Here is a 14,262-nt window from a genome sequence, read left to right on the forward strand (position 1 = left end):
TCGTTAAACGACAACGCCGAACGTGCAATCAGGCCGAAAAATCCGTGGGTGGATTCTCCGGCCTGATTACACGTTCGGCGCAGGTAATGCCTCTACAGCCTCAGGCCAATGGCCTCAAGACCACGGTCAGGCGACATTCTCCTCGTCGTCTACCTCGATCATGCTGCTCAGGCGTCCGAGGATGATGTCCTCGGCCTCGGACACCATCCGCGACACCAGCTCGTCGACGGTCGGGATGTCGTTGATGAGGCCCATCGCGGTGCCCACCGTCCAGATCCCGGCGTCAATGTCACCTTCGTCGAAGACGCGGCGTCCGCGCACGCCGGCCACCAGGTCCTGGATGTCGGGGAACTGGCCGCCCTTGTTGAGGATTTCGACAACCTCACGGGACACCGCGTTGCTGGCCACCCGAGCGGTGTTGTGCAACGTCCGGAAGATCAGCTCGGTGCCGCGCTCGTCGCCGGCGACGATGGCTTCCTTGACGTTCTGGTGGATGCAGGACTCCACGGTGCACATGAACCGCGATCCCATGTTGACGCCGTCGGCACCCAGGGCCAGCGCCGCGACCAGGCCGCGGGCGTCGGCGAAACCGCCGGAGGCGATCATCGGGATCTCGATCTGCGCCGCCGCGGCCGGGATCAGCACCAGGCCGGGGATGTCGTCCTCACCCGGGTGACCGGCGCACTCGAACCCGTCGATGCTGATGCCGTCCACGCCCAGGCTCTGCGCCTTGACCGCGTGCCGCACCGAGGTGCACTTGTGCAGAACCTTGATGCCGTTGTCGTGAAACATCGGCAGGTGCGGCGCCGGGTTGGACCCGGCGGTCTCGACGATCTTGATGCCGGCGTCGACGATCACCTGGCGGTACTCGTCGTAGGGCGGCGGGTTGATCGCCGGCAGGATGGTGAGGTTCACCCCGAACGGCTTGTCGGTGAGATCGCGGGTCTTGGCGATCTCGTTGGCCAGGTCGGCCGGCGTCGGCTGGGTGAGCGCGGTGAGGAAGCCGAGCGCGCCGGCGTTGGCGACCGCGGCCACCAGCTCCGCGCGACCCACCCACTGCATGCCGCCTTGGGCGATGGGGTGCTCGACCCCGAACGCCTCGGTGAACTTCGTTGTCAGAGCCATGTCATTCCTTACCTGGGGGCCATCCGGATCGCACCGTCGAGGCGGATCACCTCGCCGTTGAGCATCGGGTTGTTGATGATGTGTTCGGCCAGGGCGCCGTACTCGTCGGGGTCGCCCAGGCGAGACGGGTGGGGCACCTGCGCGCCCAGCGACTTCTGCGCCTCCTCGGGCAGCGAGCCCAGCAGCGGCGTCTTGAACAGGCCCGGGGCGATGGTGCAGACCCGGATCAGTTCACGCGACAGGTCACGAGCGATCGGCAACGTCATACCGACCACGCCGCCCTTGGAGGCCGAGTAGGCGGCCTGCCCGATCTGACCCTCGAACGCCGCCACGGAGGCGGTGTTGATGATGACGCCGCGCTCGCCGTTGATCGGCTCGGTCTTGGCGATCCGCTCGGCCGAGAGCCGCAGCACGTTGAACGTGCCGATCAGGTTGACCTGGATGATCTTGGTGAAGGCGTCCAGCGGGAAAGCGCCGTCTTTGCTCAGCGTCTTGATCGCGTTGCCGATTCCGGCGCAGTTGACGTTGATCCGCACGGGGCCAAGAGATTCCGCGACGTCCAGCGCCGCACCGACCGCCTCGGGGTCAGCCACGTTGGCTTCGACAAAACGAGCCCGGTCACCGAGCTCGGCGACCACGTCCTCGCCCTTGAGGTCGATCACCACGACCTGTCCGCCGGCGTCCAGCAGGCGCTTGGCGGTCGCCAAACCCAAACCGGAAGCACCGCCGGTGACAACGGCAACCGCGTCCTTGATCTGCACTCTCTTGGCCCCTCTCAATCCCAACCGTCTGGTTGGTCGGGACTATACCCAGTCGCTCAGGATGGACTCATTGTCGGCTCCCAGAACGGCCGGCGGGGTGGGGACGTCGGGAACGCTGCGGGAGAACCGCGGCGCCGGCAGCGGCTGCAGATAGCCGTCGACGTCGTAGAAGGTATCGCGTTCGGCGATGTGCGAATCGTCCAACACCTCGTTGAAGGCCAACACCGGTGCCACGCAGGCGTCGGAGCCGGCGAACACCGTGGCCCAGTGGTCGCGGTCGTGGGCGGCGAACGCCGCGGTCAGCCTCTCGCGCAGCACCGGCCATCCGCTGACGTCGTTCTGCCCCGGCAATTCTGCGGGGTCCAACTCCAGCTTGGCCAGCAGTTCGGCGTAGAACTGCGGCTCGATCGCACCGACCGACACGTACTTGCCGTCGGAGCATTCGTAGGTGTCGTAGTAGGGCGCACCGGTGTCGAGCATGTTCACGCCGCGCTCGTCGCTCCACATGCCCTGAGCCCGGAAGCTCCACATCATCGCCGACAGCACGCTGGCGCCGTCGACCATCGCGGCGTCGATCACCTGGCCCTTGCCGGAGGTCTGGCGCTCCCACAGCGCGGCCAGGATGCCGACCAGCAGGAACATCGATCCACCACCGAAGTCGCCGGCCAGGTTCAGCGGCGGCACCGGCTTCTCGCCGTTGCGCCCGATCGCGTGCAGCACGCCGGTGATCGAGATGTAGTTGATGTCGTGACCGGCCTGCTGGGCGCGCGGACCGGACTGTCCCCAGCCGGTCATCCGGCCGTAGATCAGCCGCTCGTTGACCTTGGCGCAGTCTTCCGGGCCGAGGCCGAGGCGCTCGGTGACGCCCGGCCGGAAACCCTCGATCAGCACATCGGCCTTGGCCACCAGCTTCAGCACCAGGTCACGGCCTTCCGGCGACTTGAGGTCGGCGGTCACCGAGCGCCGGTTGCGAAGCATGGCGTCTTTGCTGGGTCCACCGCCGAACTTCGGCTGCCGATCCACCCGAACCACGTCGGCCCCGAGGTCGCCGAGGATCATCGCCGCGTGCGGCCCTGGTCCGATGCCGGCCAATTCGATGACCCGCAGCCCCGCCAGTGGTCCCGCCATTTCTGCCTCCTCGTCGTAAGCGTGTGTGACCTGCATCCTAAAGTGACACCCATGACCGCTAGCCACGCCGCCATCGACTCCCTCGCCCCAGTCGCGGGACTGACCGTCGCCCTGAACGACGGAGTGTTCTCGGTGACCATCGACCGACCCGAGAGCCTCAACTCGGTGACCACGCCGGTGTTGGCCGGTATTGCCGACGCCATGGAGGCCGCTGCCCGCGACCCGCGGGTGCGCGTCGTGCGGTTCGGTGGGGCGGGACGCGGGTTCAGCTCCGGTGCGGGGATCGGCGCCGAGGACGAGGTCGACGGCGTGCAGACCGACATCATCGTCGAGGCCAATCGCGCGATCCGGGCGATCGCCGCGCTGCCGCGGCCGGTGGTCGCGGTCGTCCAGGGCCCGTGCGCCGGCATCGGGGTGTCCCTGGCGTTGGCCTGCGACTTGGTCGTGGCCTCGGACAAGGCCTTTTTCCTGTTGGCATTCACCAAGATTGGGCTGATGCCCGATGGCGGCGCCTCTGCGTTGGTGGCGGCGGCCGTGGGCCGGATTCGCGCCCTGCGGCTGGCGTTGCTGGCCGAACGGCTCTCCGCGGCAGACGCTTTGGAGTGGGGCCTGGTCAGCGCGGTGTACCCGGCCGAGGAGTTCGACGCCGAGGTGGACAAGCTGCTGGCCACCGTGCTCGCCGGCCCCGCGGCGGCGTTCTCCAAGACCAAGCACGCCATCAACTCCGCGACCCTGACCGAGCTGGATGCCACCCTGGACCGCGAATACGTCGGCCAGTCAATCCTGTTGAACGCCCACGACTTCCGCGAGGGAGCCCGCGCATTCCAGGAGCGGCGTCCGGCCGTCTTCACCGACTCCTAAGCGGCGCGCCTCACCGGTGCCGAGCGTGCGCAGAATGCCGCGCTCAACGGCGTGTCCCTGTACAGACACGCACACTCGCGCCAATGAATGAGGCAATGATCCCGCGAAGTGAGAGCTACATCCCGAAGATCGGGGGCAGCGCCAGCACCATCACCAGCCCCCAGACCAGATGGGTCAGCACCGGCGCCAGCACGCCGCCGGTGGCGCGCCGTTCGAAGGCGCACACGGTGCCGAGTATCAGTGCGGCCACCCCGACCATGAGGTTGCCGGCCGCCATCATCGCCGCGATGTAGAGCAGGGTGGACCACACCAACGGGGAGCGGCGACCGAACGCGCTGAACAGTGCGCCGCGGAAGAACAGCTCCTCGGCGATCGCGTTGCACAGTGCGATCAGCACCACCAGCCGCCAGGAGACCTCGGTGGTGTAGGCCAGGATTGCGACCACCTGATCGGCCAGCGGTGGGATGTCCTGCACCGCAAGCCCGCCCAGCAGGAACACCCCGCCGAGCAACAGGCCGACGCCGGTGCCGGTGAACACCGGCCGCTCGTTGCGTCCGCGGAACCTCAACACGCCCAGGTGCAGCGGTCCGGCCACGACCGCCCCCACCGTCCAGACCGCGGCCAAGACCAGCGACAGCCAGTAGAACGACGCGTCTCCTGGAAGTTTGCTGTGCATGGCGACCAGGACCGCGGCGCCGATCAGCACCACCACCCCGACGACGACTCGACGGCGCTGCACCACGGCCCGTGGTTCGTGATAGGGCGGGGCCACCCTGGACATGATGGCGGTGATCTCGCGCAGCAGGCCGGGGCGAGGTGGACTGATCTGGGTCATAGAGGGACGTCCCATCAGCAGCGGGTTAGCCAACGTCCCTTAACGTAGCGACCGAATGGCGGCCGGTGGCCCAAATGCGCTAGTTCGCTCGATGGACTTCCGTCAGGTGCCGGTAGGCCGCGGCATTGAGCCGATTGTTGCCGACCTCGTCCTCGCTGAGTTCCCGTCGCACCTTGCCCGGCACCCCTGCGACCAGGGACCGGGGTGGCACCACCATCCCCTGCGGGACGACGGCGCCCGCCGCGACCAGCGAGCCCTCCCCCACGACGGCACCGTTGAGGACGATCGCACCCATGCCGATCAGGCAGTCGTCCTCAATGGTGCAGCCGTGCAGCACCGCGTTGTGCCCCACACTGACCCGCTGGCCCACCCGCACCGGGAACCCCGGGTCGACGTGGACGGTCACGCCGTCCTGGATGTTGGACTCCGCACCGATCTCGATCGGTTCGACCTCGGCGCGCAGCGTCGCCGAGTACCACACGCTCGCCCGATCGGCCAGGCGGACCTGGCCGATCAGGCTGGCGTTGGGCGCAGCCCAGGACTCGGGGTGCAGCTGCGGGGCGTGATCCCCGATGGGGATCAGCAGCGGCTGTGGCCGGTCGCTCAACGCGCCTTCCACACCGGGGCACGCTTCTCGGCGAACGCCCGGGGCCCCTCCTTGGCGTCCTCGCTCCGCAACACCTTGGAGAACTCCCGGCCGGTCCTGGCCCAGGCGGCCACCTCGTCGACGACGACGCCGTCGTCGACCCCGTAGGCGATCCGCTTGGTGGCCCACACCGACAGCGGTGCGTTGACGGTGATGCGTTCGGCCAGCTCCAGCGCTGCCTCCAGGGCGCTGCCGTCCTCGACCACCCGGTTGACCAGTCCCCAGCGGGCCGCGTCGGCCGCCGAGATGGGCTCCCCGGTGTAGAGCAGTTCCAGAGCAACCTTGCGGGGCAGGTGGTCGACGATGCGGAACACCCCGCCCGCTCCGGCGACCAGGCCCCGCTTGACCTCGGGCAGCCCGAACTGGGCGCGCTCCTCGGCGATCACCAGGTCGCTGGCCAGCGCCAGCTCGGTGCCACCGCCCAGCGCGGTGCCGTTGACCGCCGCGATGGTCGGCTTGTCGATGAAGTGCTGCACGTAGCCCGCGAAGCCCCACTCCGGGTGGTCGGGGTGGTAGATGTTCTCCCGGGCGGCGATCGCCTTGAGGTCGGCGCCGGCACTGAACGACTTGTCGCCGGCTCCGGTGAGCACCACCGCGCGCACCTCGTCGTCGGCCTGCGCCTGCGCCAGGGCATCGCCGACGCCCTTGCTCACCGCGCCGTTGATCGCGTTGCGCGCCTCGGGCCGGTTGATCGTGACCAGCAGGACGTTGCCGCGCCGCTCTAGCAGAACGGCCCCTTCACTCACAGCAGCTCCAGTACTCACAGCAGCTCCAGAATAGTCGCGTTGGCCTGACCGCCGCCCTCGCACATGGTCTGCAGTCCGTAACGAATCCCGTTGGCGCGCATGTGGTACAGCAGCGTGGTCATGATCCGCGCGCCGGAACCGCCGAGCGGGTGGCCCAGTGCGATGGCCCCACCGTTGGGGTTGAGCTTCTTCGGGTCGGCACCAATGTCGGCGAGCCAGGCCATGGGCACCGGGGCAAACGCCTCGTTGACCTCGAAGGCCCCGATGTCGTCGACGCTCAGACCGGACCGCTGCAGCGCCTTCTGCGTGGCCGGGATCGGCGCGGACAGCATCATCACCGGGTCGGAGCCGGCCAGCGTCGCGGTGTGCACCCGCGCCAGCGGGGTCAGGCCCAGCTCCTTGGCCTTCTCCGCCGACATGAACAGCAGCGCCGCCGAGCCGTCGGAGATCTGGCTGGAGTTGCCGGCGTGGATCACGCCGTCCTCCTTGAAGGCGGGCTTGAGCTGGCCCATCTTCTCCAGGGTGGTGCCGCGGCGGATGCCTTCGTCTTCGCTGATGACATTGCCCTCGGGGTCGGTGATCGAGACGATCTCGTCCTTGAAGGCGCCCGCGTCCTGGGCGGCAGCGGCCTTTTCGTGCGACGCCAGCGCGAACTCGTCGAGCGCGGTACGGCTCAGGCCCCACTTGGTGGCCATCATCTCCGCACCGATGCCCTGGTTGGGGGTCTGCTCGTAGCGCGCCTTGAAGGATTCGCCGTAGGGCCGGCCGCCGTTGGCCAGCGACGAGCCCATCGGGGTCCGCGACATCGACTCGACACCACCGGCGACGACTACGTCGTAGTGTCCGGCGATCACACCGGCGGCTGCGAAGTGCACCGACTGCTGGCTCGAACCACACTGGCGGTCCACCGTCACCGCGGGGACGCTCTCAGGCCAGCCCGCGCTCAGCACAGCGGTCCGGCCGATGTCCAGGGCCTGCTCGCCGGCCTGCATGACGCAGCCCCAGATCACGTCGTCGACCAGCGCCGGGTCAACACCGGCGCGCGTGACCAGTCCATTGAGAACCTGGGCGGACAACTCCGCGGGGTGGACCCCCGACAGGCCGCCGTTGCGCTTGCCGACCGGCGAACGCACTGCTTCCACAATGACGGCTTCAGCCATGGTGCTCCTTCATTCGACGAGGTGTAGTTGACCTCGATTGTCAACCAACCGGTAGGCGGAGCCCCAAGGGGGGGTGGACATCGGCCGGTCAGGCCACGGGATCGAACTCCAAATGCAGGTCCTGCAGCCCCCGCATGATGAACGTCGGCTCGAAATTGAAGTGACGCGCTTCCGGGCTGCCGTGCTTGTCCTCGCAGATCCGGATATCGGCCATCCGGTCCAGGATCCGGTTGAGTGAGATCCTGCCCTCGGCGCGGGCCAGCGGTGAGCCGGGGCAGGAGTGCACCCCCCGCCCGAATGCCACATGCTCGCGCACGTTGGCCCGGTCGATCCGGAACTCGGCGGGCTCTTCGAACTTGCGTGGATCACGGTTGCTCGCCCCGGGCAGCAGCATGACGGTGGTGCCGGCGTGCACCGTCGTCTCCCCCACGGTCGTCGTGGTGCGCGCCATCCGGAAGTGCGCTTTGACCGGGCTCTCGGTACGCAACGTCTCCTCCAGGAACACCGGGATGCGGTTGCGATCCTCACGCAGCAGCGCCTGCAGGTCGGGACGTTCGGCGATCACCCGCAGGCCGGCGCTGAGCAACTTGACGGTGGTCTCCTGGCCCGCGGCGAACAGGAAGGTGGCGAGCCGCACCACGTCGATGATCTCGGGTGTGGACCCGTCGTCGTATTTGGCCTGGGCCAGTTCGGTCAGCACGTCCCCCCGCGGTTGCTTGCGACGGTCTTCGACGTAGGCGTAGAACCGTTCGTCCAGCCATTGCAGCGGGTTGTGGGAGATGGGGTCCTCATCCAGCGCGCCCACCTGCTCGCCCGCCATCACCTGCCGGAAGTCCCGGTGATCGCCCTCGGGCACCCCGAGCAGATCGGCGATGACCAGCGTGGAAAACGGCTTCGCATAGTCCTCGATGAACTCACACCGGCCCTTTGCGACAAACCTGTCCAGCTGCTCATCGGCGAGCCGCCACATGAACTCCTCGTTCTCCTTGAGCCGCTTCGGGGTCAGCAGCCGACTCAAGAGCCCCCTGGTTCGGGTGTGCTCCGGTGGATCCTGGGTAACGATGTGCTCACTCATCGGGATCTCGTGCCGGCGCGCATCGATGAGATCACCGACGTCTCGGACATCCTCTCCCACGGATTCGAATGACAGTCCAGAAAACGGGCCGGCGACCGAGACGCATGCCGAGAATGCCGGATCTTTGTACACGGCAAGGGCTTCGGCATGCCCAGTGACGGCATGCACGCCCAGGTGCGGCTGGTGTGCGACCGGACACTTGGCCCGCAGGCTGTCAAAGTAGGGGTACGGGTCGGGAATCAACGACTGGTCGCTGAAGAAGTCGACCGACTCGAATTCGCTCACGCTGTGCCTCCTGCGGTTGTCACTGCACCATCTCGGTGACGGCAGTCACCTGGGCGTCTGAAATGTCCATGACCGCGTCGAGGTTCTCGGCGATGTCCTCGGCGGTCAGCGGTGTACGCACGATTCCCGGGGTGCGGACCACGGCGATGCGTGCCACCCCGCCCATACCGACTTGCAGTACCTCTCCGTTGAGCGGGCAGTCTTCGTGGGCGAGAAATGCCACTGCGGGCGCGCACAATTCGGGAGGCATGCCGGCATTGATGGTGTCCATGACCTCTTTGGGTATAGACAACTGGGCGGCCACGGAATCGGAGTGCGACGCCGACATCCGGGTGTACGCGCGCGGTGCGACGGCGTTGACCCGGATGCCGTGGGTGAGGCCCTCTGTTGCCAGGTTGCGGGTCAGGCCGAACACCGCCCCCTTGGCGGCGCCGTAGCTGCTCAGCTCAGAGATGCCGCCCAGCATGGCTTCGGAGACGGTGTTGACGATGCGGCCGTAGCCCGCCGCGACGAAGTGCGGCCAGGCCGCCTGGGTCACCAAAACCGTGCCGTAGAAGTGCACGTCGAACATGTTGCGGAAGCGGTCCCTCGACAGTGTCTCGAACAGGCCCGGATCGTGGATGCCCGCGTTGTTGACCACCACGTCGATCCGGCCGAAGGCTTCGACCGCGGTGTCGACGATCGCTTGCGCGCCGTGTGGTTCGGCTACCGACGCAAAGCACGCGACCGCCTGGCCACCGCTGTCGGTGATCTCGCGCACCACTTCGTCTGCCGGCGCCGATGAGGAGCCGTCCCCGTTGATGCCGGCTCCATAGTCGGCGACCACCACGCGAGCTCCCTTGGCTGCCAACAACATCGCGTGGCTCCGCCCCACCCCGCGCCCTGCTCCGGTGACAACGGCGACCCGACCGTCAAACCGCAACGGGCTCATGGCGCATCGAAGAGCACCGGCAGCGCGGTCGGCGACCGGAACACCTGGCCGCGGATGTGTGGATCGCCACCGTCGGGATCCAGCCGAAGGTTGGGCAGCCGGTCCAACATCAGGCCGACCGCATCGCGCATCTCCATCCGGGCGAGGTGGCTGCCCAGGCAGACATGGGCTCCGTGGCCCCACGACACATGGACCTTGGACTCGCGGAAGATGTCGAACACATTCGGGTCGCGGTAGCGGTCCTCCTGTCGGTTGGCGGCGCCCAGCATCGGCATCACCGCGGACCCGGCTGGAATGTGCACCCCGCCCAACTCAGTGTCGCGGACGGCCACCCGGGTGATCGTCAGCAGCGGCGCATCCCAGCGCACCCCCTCTTCGATCGCCTGCGGCAGCAGGGAGCGATCGGCCCGGACGGCGTCGAGTTGATCGGTGTGGGTGAGCAGCGCGAGCAGCAGGTTGCCCAGGGAACGGTAGGTGGTCTCGATGCCGGCCGGCAGCAGCAGCCGCAGGAACGAGAAGATCTCCTCGTCGGAGAGCTTCTGGTCGTCGATCTCGGCGTCGGCGAGCCGGCTGATCAGATCATTGCGCGGCTCGCTGCGGCGGGCGGCCAGAATCGGGGTGAAGTAGTCGCGCAACGCCAGCGAGGCGGCCCGGCCCCGCTCCGGGTTGATGGTGAAGGACAGCAGCGAGATGGACCAGCGCTGGAACTGTTCGTAGTCCTGCTCGGGTAGTCCCAGGATCCGCGCGATGATCCTGGTCGGGTACTCGAAGTTGAACTCTTTGACCAGATCGGCGTGGCCGCGGTCGGCGAACCGGTCGATCAGCTGGTTGGCCACCGGTATCACCAGTTCGTGTTCCCAGCCGGCCACCGCCCGGGGTGAGAACGCCTTGGACACCAGTGCACGGTGCCGACCGTGCACCGGCTCGTCCATGCCCAGCATCACCTGCTCGCCGAGCACGTCGCCGAAGGTGTCGATGATGATCGACGACGAGAATGTCTCGTTGTCGCGCAGCATCTTCAGCACGTCTTCGTGGCGGTACACCATGAATACCGGCTTGGATTCCTCATGGGGCATCCCGGACATGTCGATGCGCTGCACCGGTTCCTCGCGACGCAGCCGGGCAAGCTCGGTGTAGGGGTCACGCACGTCCCCGGAGACCACGTCGTCGAAGGCGCCGAAATCCTCCAGATCGTCAAACAATTGCACTGGTAACTCCTTCTAGACGGCTGGGTAGGCGACGGATTTGATCTCGGTGTACTGGTCGAATCCGGCGACCCCGTTCTGGCGTCCGACGCCGCTGGCCTTGTAGCCGCCGAAGGGTGTGTCGGCTCCATAACCTGCGGCGCCGTTGATGCCGAGGAAGCCGGCGCGAAGGCGTTTGGCCACGGCCAGAGCGTGATCCAGCGACCCGGACATGACGTTTCCGGCCAGCCCGTAGACGCTGTCGTTGGCGATCCGCACCGCATGGTCCTCGTCGTCGTAGGGAATGACGGCGAGCACCGGCCCGAAGATCTCTTCCTGGGCGATGGTCATCGAATTGTCGACATCGGTGAACAGGGTTGGGCGAACATAGAATCCGCGTTCCAAGCCCTCTGGGGGCTCCACACCGCCGACCAGGAGGCGGGCGCCCTCCTCGACACCCTTCTGGATGTAGCCGCGAATACGGTCGCGCTGTTTGGCCGAGATCACCGGGCCGCACAGGGTTGCCGGGTTCTGCGGGTCACCCGGGGCGACGCCTTCGTAGATGCCCTGCAGAATGCCGACGCCCTCGTCGTAGCGCGATCGTGGCAGCAGCAGCCGGGTCGGGTTGGCGCACCCCTGACCGGCATGCATGCACGGCGCGATGCCCATCATGCAGCCCAAGGCGAAGTCGGCGTCCTCGAGCACGATGGTCGCCGATTTGCCGCCGAGTTCCAGGAAGAGCCGCTTCATGGTGGCCGCGCCCTTTTCCATGATGCGCTTGCCCACCGCGGTGGACCCGGTGAATGAGATCATGTCGACTTTGGGCGACAGCGTCAGCTCCTCGCCGATCAGTGGGTCGGATGCCGTGACGACATTGACGACACCCGCAGGGATATCGGTGTTCTCGGCGATCAACCGGCCCAAACTGGTGGCGTTGAACGGTGTGTCGGGTGCAGGTTTGAGGACGACGGTGTTGCCGGTCGCCAGCGCCTGACCGATCTTGTGGATGGTGACCTCGAAGGGAAAGTTCCACGGCACGATGGCCCCGACCACACCGACGGCCTCCCGCCAGACCCTTCTGGTGGTGTTGACCCCGGTGACCGACACGAACGCATCACCAAGCGACGTCTCCCACGGGTAGTCATCGATCAACTGCGCCGGGTAATTCAGAGCATCGGAGAGCGGCGCATCCAGCTGCGGGCCGTGGGTGATCGCCCGCGGGCACCCGACCTCGGCGATGAGTTCTTCCCGCAGCTCTTCGCGTTCGCTTTCCAGCGCCTCCTGCAGTTGGCGCAGGCAGCGCTGCCGGAAGGCGTGGTCGGCCGACCAGTCGGTGTCGTCGAAGGCCCGCCGGGCGGCGTCGATGGCCCGGTGCATATCTGCCGGCGATGCGTCGGCGACCTCGCCGATCAGTTCCTCGGTGGCCGGGTTGATGTTGGCGAAGGTGCCGGCTTGCCCGTCGACGAGTTTGCCGTCGATCATCATCCGGGATTCGAAGCGCACCTGGGGTAACTCAGACATTGTGGTCCTTCGTCAAAGAGCCGAACCGCGGCAGACCCATCATGATTCGGATCATCTGGTGTAGTGCCGCGGCGGGGAGTAACCGACTGACTATCAACAGCATTCGCGCATCGGGACCAACCGGTCGCCGCGCGAACGGCGCGTGGGATTCCAGCGCCTTGGCCAGCCCGGACGCAAAGCGCTCCGGTGAGCGGGCTGCGACCTTGGTGGCCAAGCGGCCCCGTTTGTCGATGGTGGCGTGGTGTCGTGCGTAGGCTCCGGCGAAATCGCGGCAGTCGGTGGTGCCGGCGTCGGTGATGATCTCGGTGTCATAGGTGCCCGTCACGAGTACGGTGACGCCGAGTCCGAAGGGTGCGATTTCGTTGGCCAACGATTCACCCCACCGTTCCAGTGCGCCCTTGGCCGCGGAATACGCCGCGGTCGTGGGCATGCCGCGCACCCCGCCCGCACTGGAGACCAGCACGATGCGCCCGCGCCCAGCAGCGCGCATCGCGGGCAGCAGGGCGTTGGTCAGCGCCACCGGCCCGAAGACCGAGGTGGCGAACATGCGCTCCCACAGTTCGGCCGGCGTTTCTTCGGCCATGCCGGCGGCGGAGATCCCGGCATTGTGCACCACCGCATACGGCGCGCCGACCGCTGCCTCAATGGCTTTGGCCGCTGCCGCCACCGACGCGGCGTCGGTGAGGTCCAGCGGGATCCCGATCAGGCGGGTGTCGTCCTCGGACGCCCCGCTGGCCTGGCGCAGTGCCTGCAGGCCCGTCTCCGGGGACCGCATCGCCGCCACCACCTGCCAGCCGCGGCGGTACAGGTGCGCCGCCGAGGCCAATCCGAGCCCGCGCGAGGCGCCGGTGATGACAACGCTGCGCGGCTCAGTCATCACCCGGTCCGCACCGTCCCCCGTCGGCGGGCAGCTCCACGTCGGGTCGGCCGTTGGGTTGGCCGCTGAGCCAGGTCGACCAGATGCCCACCGAGTACGGACCCGGTTGGCCCGCCTTCTCGTAGAAGCCCTGCGGGTCGTAGATCTTGGCCTCCGGGTACGGCCACGGGCAGGCCACGGTCCGGGACAGGTGAGCCGCCCTGACCGCGGCGAACGTGCCGCCGTAGCAGAAGTAGCCCAGGTTGATCAGGACCAGCATCACCAGGAACATCCCGAGTACGGGGCGGCCGGCGAAGATCTTCGCCCGCTGGGCCAGCTTCTCGGCCACGGTGCGTCCGGTGTCGTCGCGGTACAGCAAGACTCCTGCGGGCACCATCACGAAGTTCACCGCCAAGATCTCGAAGATGAACGGGAACTGATGCGTCTCGCCCATGAAGATCGAGCCGAACGGAACCTGGGAGTAGATGTACATGCCGGTCTGTACCAGCGTGATCTCCAGCGCCGCATCGATCACCATCCCGAACGGCAGGATGCAGATCGCCAGACTGATCAGCGGATGGCGCCATACGAACGAGTCGACGGGACGACGCGCTTGGATCTTGCGCAGCAGCCAGATCCCCGGGAAGTAGGGGGCCAAGTAGAACATGATGTAGCCCAGTACCACAAACGGCTCGACAGTCGGCGACAGCGAAACCAGTGGCCAATCCTCTGGGAGATGATGCAGCTCCGGGTTGTAGACCGCGTATGGCGCCCAGTTCATGATCGGGTCCTGCCAGACGATCAGCGTCGTGACGATCCCCATCAGCAGCACCGGGTGATACGGATGGCGGCGCCACGCGACCACATAGACCACGGTGATGAGGACCATCACCACGACGGTGAACGTCTCCAGGAGTCCGAGCCAGTGCTCGAAGCCGAAGAGCACCGGCACCGGCCGCGGTGGAGGCGACCCGACGTCGACCGGATTACGGACCCGGTCAGAACTCAAACCTGTTCGGGCGTTGGCCAGAAAGAAGGCCAACACGCCGACCGCGACGGCGATCCAGATCCACAGCCAAGGCGATCCCCGCTGAGGCTCGCGAGGTGAGACAGGGGCGGGGGGCGCCGTCGGCTCTGCGGTCATCGGG

At 67.2% G+C, this 14,262-nt stretch carries 14 protein-coding genes; 1 reads left to right on the forward strand and 13 read right to left on the reverse strand.

The genetic code is table 11. The annotated features are described in order from the left end of the window. Window positions 1-126: 126 nt before the first annotated feature. From AWC18_RS16305 to AWC18_RS16315, 3 genes are read right to left on the reverse strand one after another with little or no spacing between them, the layout of a single operon-like run. Window positions 127-1,125 carry an NAD(P)H-dependent flavin oxidoreductase gene (locus tag AWC18_RS16305; RefSeq protein ID WP_064998925.1) on the reverse strand — a complete coding sequence of 333 codons (999 nt, stop codon included), beginning with the start codon at window positions 1,123-1,125 and terminating at the stop codon, window positions 127-129. An 8-nt stretch (window positions 1,126-1,133) separates the two neighbouring features. Further along, complete coding sequence (locus AWC18_RS16310) at window positions 1,134-1,886, reverse strand: 3-hydroxyacyl-CoA dehydrogenase (protein WP_064998924.1); 753 nt, start codon at window positions 1,884-1,886, stop codon at window positions 1,134-1,136. Window positions 1,887-1,928: 42 nt separating this feature from the next. Then, entirely contained in the window at window positions 1,929-3,014 is a 1,086-nt protein-coding gene (locus AWC18_RS16315) for a CaiB/BaiF CoA transferase family protein (RefSeq protein ID WP_064998976.1), read from the reverse strand. A gap of 51 nt (window positions 3,015-3,065) precedes the next feature. Here AWC18_RS16315 and AWC18_RS16320 point away from each other — a divergent pair, with 51 nt between their 5' ends. Next, window positions 3,066-3,875, forward strand: coding sequence for an enoyl-CoA hydratase (locus tag AWC18_RS16320; RefSeq protein WP_064998923.1), 810 nt, complete (start codon window positions 3,066-3,068; stop codon window positions 3,873-3,875). A 115-nt stretch (window positions 3,876-3,990) separates the two neighbouring features. Here the strand turns inward: AWC18_RS16320 and AWC18_RS16325 are convergent, their stop codons facing one another. The 10 genes from AWC18_RS16325 to AWC18_RS16370 form a co-directional block, all read right to left on the reverse strand. Further along, a complete protein-coding gene (locus AWC18_RS16325) occupies window positions 3,991-4,710 on the reverse strand; it encodes a CPBP family intramembrane glutamic endopeptidase (protein WP_085139393.1) in 720 nt (239 codons plus the stop codon). Between the two features lie 79 nt (window positions 4,711-4,789). Continuing rightward, window positions 4,790-5,317, reverse strand: a complete 528-nt coding sequence (locus tag AWC18_RS16330; protein WP_064998975.1) for a gamma carbonic anhydrase family protein — start codon at window positions 5,315-5,317, stop codon at window positions 4,790-4,792. Further along, entirely contained in the window at window positions 5,314-6,102 is a 789-nt protein-coding gene (locus tag AWC18_RS16335; RefSeq protein WP_085139394.1) for a crotonase/enoyl-CoA hydratase family protein, read from the reverse strand. Before AWC18_RS16335 ends, AWC18_RS16330 begins: the two co-directional genes overlap by 4 nt. A 14-nt stretch (window positions 6,103-6,116) precedes the next feature. Continuing rightward, the gene (locus AWC18_RS16340; RefSeq protein ID WP_046319824.1) at window positions 6,117-7,262 is read right to left on the reverse strand and encodes a thiolase family protein; all 1,146 of its coding nucleotides are present in this window, start codon (window positions 7,260-7,262) and stop codon (window positions 6,117-6,119) included. An 88-nt stretch (window positions 7,263-7,350) separates the two neighbouring features. Continuing rightward, entirely contained in the window at window positions 7,351-8,622 is a 1,272-nt protein-coding gene (locus tag AWC18_RS16345; RefSeq protein ID WP_085139395.1) for a cytochrome P450, read from the reverse strand. A 19-nt stretch (window positions 8,623-8,641) separates the two neighbouring features. Then, window positions 8,642-9,553, reverse strand: a complete 912-nt coding sequence (locus AWC18_RS16350; RefSeq protein ID WP_085139396.1) for an SDR family NAD(P)-dependent oxidoreductase — start codon at window positions 9,551-9,553, stop codon at window positions 8,642-8,644. Further along, entirely contained in the window at window positions 9,550-10,761 is a 1,212-nt protein-coding gene (locus AWC18_RS16355) for a cytochrome P450 (RefSeq protein WP_085139397.1), read from the reverse strand. Before AWC18_RS16355 ends, AWC18_RS16350 begins: the two co-directional genes overlap by 4 nt. Window positions 10,762-10,773: 12 nt before the next feature. Then, entirely contained in the window at window positions 10,774-12,222 is a 1,449-nt protein-coding gene (locus AWC18_RS16360) for an aldehyde dehydrogenase family protein (RefSeq protein WP_085139458.1), read from the reverse strand. A 28-nt stretch (window positions 12,223-12,250) separates the two neighbouring features. Then, window positions 12,251-13,135 carry an SDR family NAD(P)-dependent oxidoreductase gene (locus AWC18_RS16365; protein WP_085139398.1) on the reverse strand — a complete coding sequence of 295 codons (885 nt, stop codon included), beginning with the start codon at window positions 13,133-13,135 and terminating at the stop codon, window positions 12,251-12,253. Then, a complete protein-coding gene (locus tag AWC18_RS16370; RefSeq protein WP_085139399.1) occupies window positions 13,128-14,258 on the reverse strand; it encodes a spirocyclase AveC family protein in 1,131 nt (376 codons plus the stop codon). The genes AWC18_RS16365 and AWC18_RS16370 overlap by 8 nt, the downstream gene beginning before the upstream one ends. Window positions 14,259-14,262: the final 4 nt, after the last annotated feature.

It is taken from the genome of Mycolicibacter nonchromogenicus, from assembly GCF_002101775.1.
Lineage (GTDB): Bacteria > Actinomycetota > Actinomycetes > Mycobacteriales > Mycobacteriaceae > Mycobacterium > Mycobacterium nonchromogenicum.

Bases quoted from the DNA above. Each gene is read 5' to 3' on its own strand.
- AWC18_RS16305 (WP_064998925.1), bottom strand. From the start codon at position 1,125: ATGGCTCTGACAACGAAGTTCACCGAGGCGTTCGGGGTCGAGCACCCC.
- AWC18_RS16315 (WP_064998976.1), bottom strand. From the start codon at position 3,014: ATGGCGGGACCACTGGCGGGGCTGCGGGTCATCGAATTGGCCGGCATC.
- AWC18_RS16320 (WP_064998923.1), top strand. From the start codon at position 3,066: ATGACCGCTAGCCACGCCGCCATCGACTCCCTCGCCCCAGTCGCGGGA.
- AWC18_RS16325 (WP_085139393.1), bottom strand. From the start codon at position 4,710: ATGACCCAGATCAGTCCACCTCGCCCCGGCCTGCTGCGCGAGATCACC.
- AWC18_RS16340 (WP_046319824.1), bottom strand. From the start codon at position 7,262: ATGGCTGAAGCCGTCATTGTGGAAGCAGTGCGTTCGCCGGTCGGCAAG.
- AWC18_RS16350 (WP_085139396.1), bottom strand. From the start codon at position 9,553: ATGAGCCCGTTGCGGTTTGACGGTCGGGTCGCCGTTGTCACCGGAGCA.
- AWC18_RS16360 (WP_085139458.1), bottom strand. From the start codon at position 12,222: ATGATGATCGACGGCAAACTCGTCGACGGGCAAGCCGGCACCTTCGCC.
- AWC18_RS16365 (WP_085139398.1), bottom strand. From the start codon at position 13,135: ATGACTGAGCCGCGCAGCGTTGTCATCACCGGCGCCTCGCGCGGGCTC.
- AWC18_RS16370 (WP_085139399.1), bottom strand. From the start codon at position 14,258: ATGACCGCAGAGCCGACGGCGCCCCCCGCCCCTGTCTCACCTCGCGAG.